Genomic DNA, 13,913 nt, shown 5'->3' on the forward strand with positions numbered 1-13,913 from the left:
TGGTGCACGCTGAGGTCAAGCACTTTATCTCACCCGACATTGATCTGTCCGACCCGACGGCTGACTTCCCCGACGACGATGCGGTGCTGATCGTAGCGCTCGTCGGGCCGAAGGGCGGTGAGGGCGAGGAGTCGCTGCAGTTCGAGGTGATGACGCCGAACGCCCTGGCCCGTCGACTGGAGGCACTGGGGGTCGTGTTCGGCCAAGGCGTGGTGGTCGTCGAACACCTGAGGGTCGGCGCGGTGCTCGACCTGATCCGCGCCCGCGTCGAACGTGTTGCCGGACTGACCTGGTCCGACGTGGCTCGGCGGTTGGGCAGGCTGGGGGAGATGGAGGGGGAGGACTGACGGCGCGACCGGGCGACTGTCGACTTCAACGGCTGCCCGGTCGCCGTGTTGGCGCGACCCGCCTGACGCGCTGTTCGGGGTCTTCGGCGGTGAAGGTCAGCAAGACCTGCGCTGACGGACAGGTCGAAAGCACCGTGGCCAGGTGCGGGCGCCGGGAGCGCCGGTCGGTGCCCGCGATGCGGGCACGCCGTATGCGGACAGCAGGCAGGGCGCTCGAGGGAGCGCGGCAGGAACCGGCCGAGAAAGAACCGCAGGTCGAGTTCGACGGTCCTCGATAAACCCCGCCACGACCGTAGCGGTCGTGCTTGGGCGCGCTGGCGCTTTGGGCGGTGCGGGTATTCGTCCTTCGCGCTGGTTGGCAACCGCCTAATCCGGTCGTAGCCCTTTCGGCTCTAACGTTCGCCGGTCGCTTGTGCGATCATTCCCTACGACGATTCGGTCCGCGTGCCGTCGGGGGACATGCGCTGGCTTCTGGGGTGACGGTTGCATTCTCGTCGGAAGGCGAGCCGTTCGCGCGCGCTCGTCGGTATCGTGCTGGCTAAACGCCGTAGTGCCTTCTTCTCGCCAGTGCCGACACGGGTCATCGCCCGGGTCCTCGTGCCGGTGCTCGTGTTCACCGCAGTCAGCGGGCTGACGGCGACGAACGCGCTCGCCGCTTCCGGGCCTTCCATCGACATCCCCTCGATCCCGGCTGTGCCGGGCTCCCCCGCGGTGGTGGCGCCGCGCCAGCAGGACCAGGCGACGGCGAACCAGCTGGTCGGGAACCAGCCAGCAGGCTTGACGGCGCCGGACGGCGGCGGCGCCTTCACCCAGACCCCGCTCGCCGCGTCCGCCACCTGGGAGGTGTCGCCCCACACCGGCGACTTCACCTGGACGTACCCGCTGCGGGTGCCGCCCGTGCCGGGCGGCCAGGCGCCGGACCTCGCCCTGACGTACAACTCAGCCACAGTGGACGGCCGTACCAGCGCCACCAACAACCAGGCTTCCTGGGTCGGTGACGGGTGGCAGCTGTCCGTGGGGTTCATTGATCGGACCTACGGCGCCTGCTCCACCGACGACATGGGCGGGACGACGCCGCCGCCCTCGGGGGACCTCTGTTACCGCAGTGACAACGCCATATCCTCGTCCTGGGGCGTCCTCGTCAAGGGCGGTGGTACCTGGAAGCTGAAGAACGACAACGGCACTCGAGTCGACTTGATCAAGAAGCCCGCCCTCGGGAACGGGGACGACGACGGCGAGCACTGGAAGATCACGACGGTCGACGGCGTCCAGTACTTCTACGGCTCGCGCCCGACGGCGAACTCCACCTGGACCGTGCCGGTGTTCGGCGACGACGCGGGCGAGCCGTGCCATGCCTCCACGTTCGCGGACTCGTCGTGCTCGCAGGCATGGCGGTGGAACCTGGACAAGGTGATCGATCCCCACGGGAACGTCATCCACTACTCATACGACAAGGAGATGAACTCCTACGGCCGCAATCTGGAGGACGCGGCGGTGCGGTACGTCCGCGGCGGCACGCTGCGCAAGGCGGAATACGGGCTACGTGAGGGGCAGAGCGGCAACGCGCTCGCGATCGTCGACTTCGAGACCGCCGACCGGTGCGTGCCGGGCAGCGACTGCACTCCTGACAAACCTGACAACTGGCCGGACGTGCCGTGGGACGACCGGTGCGACACGGCGACGTGTGAGGACAAGCACTCGCCGACGTTCTGGTCGACGAAGCGCCTGTCCAAGGTGATCACCCGGGCCTGGTCGGGATCGGCTTACACCGCCGTCGACTCCTGGGCCCTGGATCACCAGTACCCGGATCCAGGTGACGGCGAGAAGGCCGCGCTGTGGCTCAAGGGCGTCACCCACACCGGCCTGGTCGGGGGATCGCTGTCCCTGCCCCCGGTCACGTTCGAGGGCAAGAAGATGGCGAACCGGGTGGAGAGCGTCGATGGCGTCGGTCCGCTCAACCGCTACCGGGTCACCGCGGTCGTGTCCGAGGCGGGCGGCATCACGGAGGTTGTCTACGCGGCGCCGAACTGCGTCGCGGGCGGTTCCATGCCCGCGAGCCCGGCGACCAACACGCTCAGATGCTATCCGGCCACGTGGAAGAAGAAGGACTTCGCCGAGCGAAGCGACCACTTCCACAAGTACGTGGTCGACACGGTCCGCGTCTCCGACCGTATGGCGACCTCGGCCGACCAGATCGTGCGCTACGAGTATCTCGGCGGCGCGGCGTGGCACTACGACGAGTCGGAGTTCACCGATCCCGAGGACAAGACCTGGGACGAGTTCCGCGGCTACGGACGGGTACGCGTGCACCGCGGCCTCGACGAGGACATCAGCCCGATCAGTACGGTGGAGCACCGGTACCTGCGTGGAATGGACGGCGACAAGCTGCCCGTGGGCACCCGCGACGTCTCCGTCGTCGACTCGGAGAACCTGGCCAGGGAGGACCACGACTGGCTCCGAGGCTTCGAGTACGAGACCCTGACCTATCTCGGCCAGACCGAAACCGTCCTCGCCAAGACCATCAGCTCCCCGGTGTGGCGCGGCCCGACGGCCACCCGCGATCACCTTAAAGCGTATATGGTCCACATCGGAAAGTCGGAGTCGTACACGGCTTTGACCACGGGGTGGCGCAAGACCCGCACGGAGTACACCTACGACGAGTGGGGCCAGAAGACCTCGGTCGATGAGCACGGCGACCTGGCGACCACGACGGACGACAAGTGCACCCGAGTGCACTACGCGCGCAACAGCGCAGACTGGTTGATGGCGTTCCCGTACCGCTCGGAGACCGTGTCGGTGAGATGCGCGGCCGACCCGGTGTTCCCCGAGGACGCGCTTTCCGACAGCCGGGCCGCTTTCGACGGCCAGGCTTTCGGCACCCCGCCTATCAAGGGCGACGTCACCAAGACCCAGACACTGCTGGAGCGGCCCGCCGCGGGCCCGGTGTACCAAACCACCGGCACCGCGGACTACGACGCCTACGGTCGGGCGGTCACCGTGGCCGATGTGCACGGCACGACGACCGCGGTCGCCTACACACCGGCGACCGGTGGACCGGTCACGCAGGTGAAGTCCACCGGCCCGCTAGGCGCCGCGACGCTCACCCTGGATCCCGCCCGCGGTCTCACGACGAAGTCCAGGGACCTCAACGGCAACACCAGCGAGGTGAAGTACGACCCGCTGGGCCGGACCGTGGAGGTCTGGCTGCCCAACCGGCCTCGGAGCCGGTACTCGGCGACCACGAGATACACCTACGACATCCGCAACGACCGGCCGTCATCGGTGACGACGGCGTCCATCGGGGCCAACGGCACCTATCTGGTCGGCAGCACCATCTACGATGGCAACTACCGGGAACGGCAACGCCAGGTCGCCACCAACGGCGGCAGGCTGCTCATCGACACGCATTATGACTCTCAGGGCCGGGCGTCTGTGGTGACCAAGCCCTACCTGGCCTCGGGGGCGGTCGACGGCGTGTTGCTGAACCCGTCGGAGACCGACGTCCCGGCGGCCACGCGCAACGAGTACGACGGCGCGGGACGCCTGGTGGCCGAGGTCTTCCTCGCGGCGGGGCAGGAGCGGTGGCGCACGACAACCCGGCACGAGGGCGACCGCACGCACGTGATCCCGCCTGCGGGCGGCACCCTCAGCACCAGCATCGTGAACGCCCAGGGGCAGACCACCGAGCTGCGCCACTACAAGACGAGCGACCTCAACGGCTCCTACGACAAGACCACCTACACCTACGACGCGGCAGGCAACCTCACGAGCACGACGAACGCCGCAGGCGATGTGTGGAGGTGGTTCCACGACCTGCGCGGCAACACCGTGCGGACCGAGGACCCCGACAAGGGCGTCACGACCTCCACCTTCGGACCGACCGGTCTGCAGGAGACCACCACCGACGCCCGGAACGTCACGTTGGCGTACAAGTACGACGCCCTGGGCCGTAGGACTGAGGTGCGTGAGGACAACCCGACGGGACCATTGCTGCAGCAGCTCACCTACGACACCGCGCTCTTCGGCAAGGGGCAGTTGGCCGCCTCGACGAGGTTCGTCGGAGAGCACGCCTACACCACCCGGGTGGACAGCTACACCCCACTGAACAAGCCCAGCCGCACGTCCGTGGTCATCCCCGAGGTAGAGGGCGTTCTGTCGGGCACCTACACCACCGATTACACCTACACCTTCGACGGCCAGCTGTCCGGGCAGACACTGCCGGGGGTCCCCGCCGTCGGCCTGTCCGGTGAAGCGGTCACCCACACCTTCGACCAGTACAACCGGATCACCGCGACCGAAGCGGGCTCGGACACGGTCGTGTCCGCCACCGACTACACCTCCTACGGTGAGGTCGCCCGACTTCACCTCGGCGTCGAAGGCCACCGGGCGTGGGTCACCCACGTCTACGAGCCGGACACCCGCAGGCCCTCTCGCACGGTCGTGGACGCCGAGGTGCCCGCGCCGATGCAGGCCGACATCAACTACACCCACGACCCGTCCGGCCGGATCACCTCGATCAGCGACGCTGTGATCGGGCAGCCCGCCGACCGTCAGTGTTTCGAGCACGACCACGTCGGCAGGCTGACCGAGGCGTGGACGCCTGCCGGTTCCTGCTCCGAGTCCCGGTCGGCCGCGTTGCTCGGAGGGCCCGCCCCGTACTGGCATTCCTACACCTACGACGCGGCGGGCAATCGGCTCACCGAGACCCGCCATGCCACCGCGGGCGACACCACCCGTGCCTATACCTACCCTCCGGATTCCCAGCCGCACACCGTGCGGTCCGTCGCCACGACTGGTCCCGGCGGGACGACCACGGACACTTTCGGTTACGACGCCAGGGGCAACACCACCGGTCGGTCCCTCGACGGTGTTGACCAGACCTTGGAGTGGGACAGCGAAAGCAGGCTGGCCAAGGTGACCGCGGGCACCGAGTCCACCGGTTTCATCTACACCGCCGACGGGTCCCGGCTCCTGCGCAAGGCCCCGGACGGCGTCACTCTGTACCTTGACGGTCAAGAGGTGCGTCTGGTGGCAGGCACCGCAACGGTGACCGTCACGAGGTACTACAAGCACGGCGAGCGGACGGTGGCGATGCGGGTGAGCGGCAAGCTCAGCTGGATCGCCTCGGATCACCAGGCCACGCCGCACATCTCGATCGATGTGAGCAGCATGTCGGTGGTCAAGCGCAGGCAACTGCCGTTCGGCTCACCACGCGGTGGCGCTGCTCCTCTGCTCGCCGGGGATCGGGGCTTCGTCGGCGGTGTCATGGACGCCAGCACCGGCCTGACCCACATCGGGGCACGGCAGTACGACCCGGAGATCGGTCGGTTCCTGTCGGTCGACCCGCTGATCGACGTCAAGGACCCGCGTCAGTGGAACCCCTACGTCTACGCGGCGAACTCGCCGGTGACCATGTCCGATCCGACCGGCTTGGCGTACGCGTGCCCGGACTTCAGCTGCCGGGGCCAGCGCGGCCCCAACGGCCCCAATGTCGGGCCGGGGCCGAAGGAGACCGACATCAGGGCCGCCCAGGACCAGGCGCGGAACAACCAGGTCTTCAAGAAGTACCAGGTCGCTGAGGACCCAAGGGGCATGTACGCGATCATGGACGCGGAGCCGCTGGTCATCGCCGAGTGGGACGCCCTCATCGAGTACGCGTGCGGCGAGAGGATCTCGATCGAGTCCTTCACCGGGTGCGGGCCGGTCGACACCGTTCAGTTCTTCGCTCTCGCCCACAACATGAAGGCGCTGAAGATGCAGGCCTTCGCCGTCTCCGAGCGCCTGTACCCGGACGAATACTGGGTCGGGGGCAGGCGCGACGCGTTCCGCCACATGTACTGGAGCGCCACGATGGCGTTGATGTACGGAACCGACTTCTCCTTCGAACTCGGCACCGCACACGAGCAGCGGCCGGGGAACTCCCCGCTCCAGGAGTCCATGGACCTCTACAACAATTCCCTGGGCCGAAGTATGCTCCTTTCCGCGCCCTACCACGACATGGCGCTCGACGAGGCGTTCGCCTTGCTCGAAGTCGAGATCCAGGCCGCGGTCGACGGCGGCGAGGCGAAGGTGATCGGGCCTGACTTCCGTCTGCGGGACAGCAACCAGGTTCCGCGCGGGTACCAATACGACGAGCCGGGCGAAGCCGGTGCTCTCGCAGACACCGGGCGGTCGAGTCAACCGGGCGTGGCGCCCGTGGACACGCCCTGCGTGGGAAGCTGGCACGGGCATTGCTTCGACCGCTGACATCTATCGAGCTGGAGTGGCGAGTGAGGTTTCGGGTCAAGCGAGGGGCGCTCGCGGCCAGCCTGATCGCAGTCCTGTCCGCGTGCGGCGGCGGCCCTGCCGCGGAGCTGAACCAGGCCATGTCGGACGAGGTGCACGGGCTGATGAAGACGGACGGCCCGGTCACGCCGTTCTCGGAGATGACCGATTGGGAATGGGACGAGGTCCACGTCTTCGACCTCAACGACACGCCGCGCTGGGAGATCGAGAAGTTGCTCCCCGTCGCCGACCTCTCGTTCCCGAGCAGCGGCAGCGGCCTGTTCGTCTACCTCGACGACGGGCGCCTGGTCCGGGCAGACGTGATCGGCGTCGACGAGATCTGCCCGGGCGTCTACACCCCGACGGCGATCGTCGACCCCAAGGCCGGATGTTGGCTGCGGGACGAGAACATGCGCCGCTTCCCCCCGACGTGACGTCCCGGCGCTGCCACGCTCCGTTGTCGACCTCACCGGCGGCTTGCCGGCGTTTACAGGCCTTGGACGGACCCCGCGGCATGCAATCGGGACAAGCGCTCAGATCGTGATGAAGTCGGCGACCAGGTCGCTGGCGTGCGGGCGGCACTCCTCGAAGTACGCGTGGCGGGCGCCGGGGAAGACGTGGAAGCGGGCGTCGGGGATGAGCTCGGCCAGCAGCGGGGCGTTGGCCGCAGGCGTCATGACGTCGTCGGAGCCGTGCAGGATCAGGGTGGGCGCGGCAACGCGGTGCAGCGCGTCCCGAGCGTCGTGGCCGTCGCTGGCGGCGAGGTGGCCCCGGGAGGCGTGGGGCGGCATGGTCGGGTCGCCCATCGTGGTGCGCGGGCCGGGGTGGGCGGCGCGCCAGCGCGGCGAATACATCATGTCCTCCAACGCCTCGCGCCGCGCTGCGGCGTCGGGTAGGGCCAGGGTCCTGCGCACGGCCTTGGTCCGCTCGTGGGCGCGGGGGCCGCCCGGGGAGGTGCAGCCCAGCACGAGCCTGCGCACCCGCCCCGGGTGGTTGATCGCGATCCACTGGGCGACCCGCCCACCCATCGACGTGCCGTAGACATCGGCGCTCTCGACACCGAGCGCGTCGAGCACGGCGATGGCGTCGTCGGCGAACCCGGGTGTCGAGTAGGCGGAGCGGGGTCTGCCGCTGTCCCCCGTGCCCCGCCAGTCCATGGTGATGGTGGCGTGTGTCCCGTGGAAGTCCGCACGTATCGGGTCCCACCATGTGTGGTTGTTGGCCTGGCCCGCCAGGAGCAGGAGCGGGCACCCGTCGCCGCGGACCTGGTAGGCGATGGGTGTGCCGTCAGTGGCGTGGGCGTGCCCGTTCATCTCTGCTCCACTCTTTCGCCGCTGGCGCTATCAGATCACCTGCGAGAGGTCGCGGTCATGAGCGAACCAGCGGGCGGCGAACAAGGGCGGCCATCAGATCACAGCGACCAACTGGTGGAGTCCCACCGTCGACGGCCTCACAACCCCTGCCCGCCCCCGGCCGCCCGAGCCCTCGGAACTTCGGCACCTATCGGACACGCCCACCCCGCAAACAGCGGCTCAGAGCCCAACGGCTGGACATCCACCCACAACGCCAACCACCCGCTGACCGTGTTTCCGCTGGTCAACGGGCTGTTCGTGGATGTGCCCGGCAAGAAGATCGGAGTCAGGGATGCAGGCTCGCATCCCTGGCGTGACCGCAAGACCCACAGGGTTATGGGAGGAGAAAGCACGCTGTCGCGCAGATCCACCTGGTGGAGTCGGGCATGCTGCACGTAATGCCGTAAGGCAGCGAGTGCGATGCCAGCGACCGCATCGGCGTGGTCAGGTCCAACTCCCCGACCACCCGCACCCGAGGAGCACGCCGCGGCGGCCGAGTTCGCCGGGGGCGGTCCATCAGTAGTTCCCGGATCAGCCCCGCCCGCGCACGCAGCCGGGAATCCTCGGTCTCGGCGGGCTGCTCGGGTGTGAGATGGCGTCGGGTCCTGTCCAGGTGCCTCGGCGGGCGGCGTCGATGACCGCTTCCTCCAGCAGGCATAGTCCGTTCGGGTCGAAGCGTCGAAAGTGAGGTGCTGTCAATCCCCGCTGGTATCCAATCGTGCTCGCTCATGATCCTGGCAGGTGATCGTGTTCCATCGCTCGATGGTCCGGATGCGTACGCGTCCTTCGAACGCTCTACCGCTGGCGGTGATCGCCGGAGTGTGCGTCGAGTGACCGAACGCGTACGGGGCGACCGTCTAGTGGACAGGCAGGCCAGACTGTCTCCAGCTTGTCGGTTGCCGGTTCGATATCGATTTGTCAGCGAACCGAGCGAACGCCTCACAGGGCTCAGGGCACACTGTCACGCGTGCCCATGAGCGAACTTCTGGACAGCGACCCAGAACGACTCGGTCCTTACCGGTTGCGCGCCCGACTCGGCGCAGGCGGAATGGGCGTCGTCTACCTCGGCTTCGCAGAAGGCGAACGGCCGGTTGCGGTCAAGACCCTTGCGGCAGACGCCGTCGATTCCGCTCGTGCGCGGATGCGTCGGGAGGCCACGCTCCTGGCTGCCGTCGTGTCGCCCCGACTCGCCCGGTTGGTCGACTCAGACCTCGATTCCGCCACCCCTTGGCTGGCTATGCAGTACGTTCAAGGTCCCACGCTCTTGGAGATCGATCTCCCCTTGTCGGACCTGCAGTTGTATCAGTTGGCGACCGGGCTTGCCGAGGCGCTGGCCATGCTGCACTCGGCCGGAATTGTCCACCGCGATGTGAAACCCGGCAACGTCATCCTAACTCACTCCGGGCCTGTGCTCGTAGATCTGGGCATAGCCCACTCTCCGAAGGAAACCGCGGTAACTCGGACCGGTTCGCTGCTTGGGTCTCCTGGATGGATGGCACCAGAGCGGCTTTCGGGAGACGAGGTCGGTACTGCTGCCGATGTGTGGGCGTGGGGCGCTCTTCTCGCATATGCCGCTACGGGAGCCGCGCCGTTCGGTGCTGGCACCTTCGAGGTAATGTCGGTTCGGGTGTTGAACGAGCAATACGACCTAGCGGGCGTTCCCGCCTGGTTATCGCCGGCAGTGAGGAGCGTGCTGATTCGAGATCCGGCACGACGCCCATCTGCTCCCCGCCTGATCGAGGCGATGGGGCCGCAACTGCCGGAGAGTTCTCCAGTATTCCCTACCCTTCAGAGCACACGAACGAGCGGCTGGGGCGGGTACGTTGGAGTGCCGCAACCGCAGGTGATGTCGGCGCGTTCCCAGTCTGGCTGGCGGGCCGTCGGCGCACTGGCGGCCGTGATCGTGGTCGCTCTCGTTCTAGCAGTCGTTGTGATTACTAGCCGCAGCGGGAGCAATGCGGCAGAGGTCCCGGATCCGACAGCCCGCGATTCCGTCGCCGCCAGTCAGACCACGTCCTCTGCTGCCGCCACTAGAACCGCAGCCGTCAATACCACCTCGACATCCGAGCAGTCTACCCCTACTGCTGACGGTGACATGATCCAAGTTCCCGAAGGAAAAGAGGTACTGGCTGCACTTCCAGGTGGGGGCACTCCTCCAGTGTTTCCCTTGGCAATCACTGGTTACTCGCTCGCACAGGAGTGGCGGGACACTCTCCGAACGTTCGAGGGCGACACTGAATGGTCCATCCTGTACGAGTTCCCTGCCTCGATGAACGGATGCGCTCACCGTAGAATAGTAATTCGATGGCGCGCTGCGTACTCGGGAGCGACGATCAAATCTGCGCTGCTCAGCTACGACGCATCGGTCGTTTTCGAAGGACCTGAGAGCGGCGTCTCGGGTTGGATGGCGAGCTACGGCTGCGCCCAGCCTGGCTTCCAACTCGAGTCGCTTCCCGGCGAAGGGAACTTGGTTGATGTCGTCGTCGAGGTGCAGGTATGGGAGATTTCGGTGTAGGGGCACGGCTCTACGCGGAAAGGAGAGCCGTGCTGCGTCGATCTGCTACCGGCGCGGTGAGTCGAGCCAGCGGCCGTCGCACTGAGGTCGCGTCCCCGCAGTTCGTTCTCCTCTCGCCAGGCCCTGGATGCGCCGTGGCTGGATCTGGAAGCTCTGGTAGGGCTCGGGAGCTGGCGCGGGTCGAACCCGGTCCTGACCGCGAAGACGTCGCCGGTCTCAGGTCTGGGGTCCACCGGCGGCGGTGCCATCGACGATGACGACATCGCGGGTCGGTCCGAGGCTGAGCCGCACTCGGGCATCTGCCAGCAGGTTGCGGGTGGTGATCGAGGTTCGCGGTGTCGAGATGAGGAATGCGGTGCTGCCCCAGGGTAGGAGAGAGGGGTGAGGTGGGTGCCGCCGCCGGTGGAGTCCGAGGTCGCGACCCGGACATCGACATCGGTGGCCGGTTTCACGCGAGTGTCGCGCCGTCTCTCGGCAAGTCCACGCGGCGGCGGGCCTATCATGGTTCCTCCGGTTCAGGATGTGTGCGCCGGTGATTCGGCCTGCCAGGCGAACCCGTCGGGGTCGGTGAAGGACCCGGCGTCGCCGCCGATCGTGAGTCGGTGCGATCCGGTGCCCTCGGGAGAGACGCCCGCGTCCTTGGCGAGGGCGCGGCGTCGGTACAGCGCCAGTTTCACCGGGCTCGTCCCCGCGTCGAACTCCACGTACATGCGGCCGAAGCTCCTCGCCACGACCAGGCCGTGGTCGACGTAGAACCGCTTGCTCGCGGCCACGTCCGCGACTCCCAGCAGGAGCACGAAGTCGTCGATCCGCCGGGTGGTCGGGCCGGTGTCCTTCTTCGCCGAGGTCGCCACTTTCCAGATCGTTCCGTCCGGGGCTTGGAGGACACCGCCGTAACCCCACAGCGACTTCGCCGCGGGCTTCAGCGTGGTGGCGCCTGCGGCGAGAGCGGAGCCGATGAGGCTGTCGACGTCGCCCGGCTGGGGCACCGTGAGCGACAGCGTGAACCCGCGGAAACCGGTTGTCGGTACCTCCGACGCCCGCAGCCGGATCTGCGTGTCCACACCGAACGCGTCGGTGTAGAAGCGTCGGGCGGCCGTGGGGTCGGCCACCTCGAGGGTGACGGATTCGATCGATGTCATGGCGGTCACGCCATTTCCCGCGCTTCTCGATTGCTGACCGGTCCCACAGCCCGTGCGACCAGCGCACCGATCCGCGTCTCCACCTCAGCCGTGACCTCCGTCATGGCGAAGCCCGACGCCCACATCGGGCCGTCGTCCAGTGTGGCCAGATCGCTGAACCCGAGCGTCGCGTAGCGCGCCTTGAACTTCTCCGCGCTCTGGAAGAAGCACACCACCTTGCCGTCCAGCGCGTAGGCGGGCATCCCGTACCACAGCTTCGGCTCCAGGACCGGAGCGTTGGCCTTGACGACGGCATGGACCCGCTCTGCCATGACCCGGTCCGACGGCCCCATCTCGGCGATCTTCGCGACAACCTCCCGCTCCGCCCGCGCCGCCTTGTCCGCACGCGAACCGCCGCGCGCCGCGGCCTTCAGTTCCTTGGCGTGGTCCTTCATCGCGGCCCGCTCCTCGGCGGTGAAGCCCTCGTGCGTCCTTCTTGTACTGCTGCCCACAGCAGTGTCCTTTCGACGATCGCGACATCGGCACGGACCGTGCCGTTACCTCGAATGATGCACATGTCGGCCAGGGCGTGTCAACGGAACGCTGCGTGCCGATAGACTGACGGTATGTCCGACCAGCCCGCCACCCCGCGACGGAGAGGCGCCGCACGCACCAACGCGCTACTTCAAGTGACCCTCGACCTGGCCACAGAAGTCGGCTACACGGGCCTGACCATCGAGGCGGTCGCCCGCCGGGCCGGAGTCGGCAAACACACGATCTACCGACGCTGGCCATCCAAAGCCGCACTCCTGCTGGACGCGCTCAGCCGCGTATGGACCACCGACCTCGACTACCACGACACCGGCGACGTCCGAGCGGACCTGCGCGAACAGTTCCTCCGCTCCGCCCCCGCGCTCGCCAGTCCACCCATCGGCCCCGTCTACCGCGGGTTGATCGCCGAAGCGCAATCCGACCCCGCACTGCGAGCGACCCTGCACGAACGATTCCTGCTCACCGTGGAGAAGCGCACCCTCGACAGAATCACCCGCGCGCAACACGCAGGCGAACTGGTCGCAGGCGTGGACCTGGAGTTCGCAGCCGAGGTGCTGTGCGGCACGTTGTACTACCGCCACCTACTGTCGACCCGTCCCGTCGACGAGGACGCCGTCGACAACCTGCTGGACATGTTCATGGCCGCCTACAGCATCGCCCGGTGAACAAAGCCCAACCGCAGCCCGGCACACCCGAGCACTACCGCAGGCCGCGGCCCCCAAGCCAAAACCGATCTGGCCACCAGGCATCCGCCAGACAGCAAGCCCCCGATCGGCGACCGCCGGGCAACGTCCAACAGGACTGCCGACAGTTGAATACGCGACCGTGCCAGTAGCGGTTCGCTGATCGCGTCGGATGCCGACTCGCGAGTGGGTAGTCGGCGTGGCGGACCCCTCCTCGCGGTCACGCCCCAGCTGGAGACGGGCGTCCGGCGCTATCGGCAAGTAGGTCACTGCGGGCGGCCGCCATAGCCAAGCCCAGCTCGGCGAGCTGTGCTTTCGTTGCGGCATCGTCGGTCGCCTGCGCCGACTCGGCGCGGGTGCGCGGTTTCCTCCCGGCTTGTGGCGGGGTCCGGACTGTCGAAGTTCCGCACCGACAGTGAGTACAGCTGTCCGTCCGACAGGTAGATCCGCAGGGTTTGGTTGGGCGACGCGAAAGGGTCGCTCTGCGCCACATCGCAGATCTGCAGCACGGCGCCGTCCGCCACCACGTGCCGTTTCGGTGGCTGGCAGTTGCCCATCTCGAAGTTGCCACACGACTGGATGTTTCCAGGCGCGTTCCCAGACGAAGGCTGGGCGCGTCCTGTCAGGTGAGCTGTTGGGGACATTGCTTACCGTTCAGCGTTGTGGTCGCCCGTGCGGTCACCATTCCGAGCTCGCTGGCCGCTTACTTGCGCCAGCGCACTTCCGCAGTCTTCGGTGACGCCGACTGGCGAACCGACAGTCGTGCTCGCACCGATCGGCTCCCTCCGGGTCGGAGCCACCCACGCGGCGACCACGACTCAGCGCGGGCCGGTGATCTGCCCAACAAGAGGACCGGACCTGGATCCGGTGTCGCCCACCTGCCGACGAAACCCAGGGCACAAGTAGGGCACAGACAGCCGCAAACAGCCGTTCAGCGTCGCCGTCAGCCGGACAGGATTGGACACAAGCGAACAGCCCGCTGACCGTGTTTCCGCTGGTCAGCGGGCTGTTCGTGGATGTGCCCCCGGCAGGATTCGAACCTGCGCTCCCGCCTCCGGAGAGACAGGCTCCGAAGCGGT

The 13,913-nt window shown here is 67.5% G+C and carries 8 protein-coding genes; 5 read left to right on the forward strand and 3 right to left on the reverse strand.

Annotated features, from left to right (window positions below):
- Positions 1 to 2: 2 nt before the first annotated feature.
- The 3 genes from IEY98_RS30310 to IEY98_RS30320 all read left to right on the forward strand — a co-directional run bounded on the left by IEY98_RS30310 (position 3) and on the right by IEY98_RS30320 (position 7,045).
- On the forward strand, positions 3 to 347 hold the full coding sequence (locus IEY98_RS30310; protein WP_189214109.1) for an Imm8 family immunity protein: 345 nt from the start codon (positions 3 to 5) through the stop codon (positions 345 to 347).
- Positions 348 to 914: 567 nt separating this feature from the next.
- Positions 915 to 6,593, forward strand: coding sequence for an RHS repeat-associated core domain-containing protein (locus IEY98_RS30315; RefSeq protein WP_189214110.1), 5,679 nt, complete (start codon positions 915 to 917; stop codon positions 6,591 to 6,593).
- Positions 6,594 to 6,616: 23 nt separating this feature from the next.
- Positions 6,617 to 7,045 carry a hypothetical protein gene (locus IEY98_RS30320; protein ID WP_189214111.1) on the forward strand — a complete coding sequence of 143 codons (429 nt, stop codon included), beginning with the start codon at positions 6,617 to 6,619 and terminating at the stop codon, positions 7,043 to 7,045.
- 99 nt (positions 7,046 to 7,144) lie between these two features.
- Here the strand turns inward: IEY98_RS30320 and IEY98_RS30325 are convergent, their stop codons facing one another.
- Positions 7,145 to 7,924 carry an alpha/beta fold hydrolase gene (locus IEY98_RS30325; protein WP_189214112.1) on the reverse strand — a complete coding sequence of 260 codons (780 nt, stop codon included), beginning with the start codon at positions 7,922 to 7,924 and terminating at the stop codon, positions 7,145 to 7,147.
- A gap of 1,012 nt (positions 7,925 to 8,936) precedes the next feature.
- On the opposite strand from IEY98_RS30325, the gene IEY98_RS30330 reads away from it, so the two are divergent.
- Positions 8,937 to 10,478 (forward strand): serine/threonine-protein kinase, encoded by a 1,542-nt coding sequence (locus IEY98_RS30330; protein ID WP_189214113.1) that lies wholly within the window; start codon positions 8,937 to 8,939, stop codon positions 10,476 to 10,478.
- Between the two features lie 515 nt (positions 10,479 to 10,993).
- Here IEY98_RS30330 and IEY98_RS30335 read toward each other — a convergent pair.
- Positions 10,994 to 11,620, reverse strand: a complete 627-nt coding sequence (locus IEY98_RS30335) for a VOC family protein (RefSeq protein ID WP_189214114.1) — start codon at positions 11,618 to 11,620, stop codon at positions 10,994 to 10,996.
- 5 nt (positions 11,621 to 11,625) lie between these two features.
- Positions 11,626 to 12,054, reverse strand: a complete 429-nt coding sequence (locus IEY98_RS30340; RefSeq protein WP_189214125.1) for an iron chaperone — start codon at positions 12,052 to 12,054, stop codon at positions 11,626 to 11,628.
- 171 nt (positions 12,055 to 12,225) lie between these two features.
- Between IEY98_RS30340 and IEY98_RS30345 the strand changes: the two genes are divergently transcribed.
- Positions 12,226 to 12,816 carry a TetR/AcrR family transcriptional regulator gene (locus IEY98_RS30345; protein ID WP_189214115.1) on the forward strand — a complete coding sequence of 197 codons (591 nt, stop codon included), beginning with the start codon at positions 12,226 to 12,228 and terminating at the stop codon, positions 12,814 to 12,816.
- Positions 12,817 to 13,913: the final 1,097 nt, after the last annotated feature.

Source organism: Actinokineospora fastidiosa (assembly GCF_014648415.1).
Taxonomy (GTDB): Bacteria; Actinomycetota; Actinomycetes; order Mycobacteriales; family Pseudonocardiaceae; genus Actinokineospora; species Actinokineospora fastidiosa.

What these genes read in the sequence shown, in the direction of transcription:
- IEY98_RS30330 (WP_189214113.1), top strand. Translation starts at nt 8,937, where the DNA reads ATGAGCGAACTTCTGGACAGCGACCCAGAACGACTCGGTCCTTACCGG.
- IEY98_RS30335 (WP_189214114.1), bottom strand. Translation starts at nt 11,620, where the DNA reads ATGACATCGATCGAATCCGTCACCCTCGAGGTGGCCGACCCCACGGCC.
- IEY98_RS30340 (WP_189214125.1), bottom strand. Translation starts at nt 12,054, where the DNA reads ATGAAGGACCACGCCAAGGAACTGAAGGCCGCGGCGCGCGGCGGTTCG.
- IEY98_RS30345 (WP_189214115.1), top strand. Translation starts at nt 12,226, where the DNA reads ATGTCCGACCAGCCCGCCACCCCGCGACGGAGAGGCGCCGCACGCACC.
- IEY98_RS30325 (WP_189214112.1), bottom strand. Translation starts at nt 7,924, where the DNA reads ATGAACGGGCACGCCCACGCCACTGACGGCACACCCATCGCCTACCAG.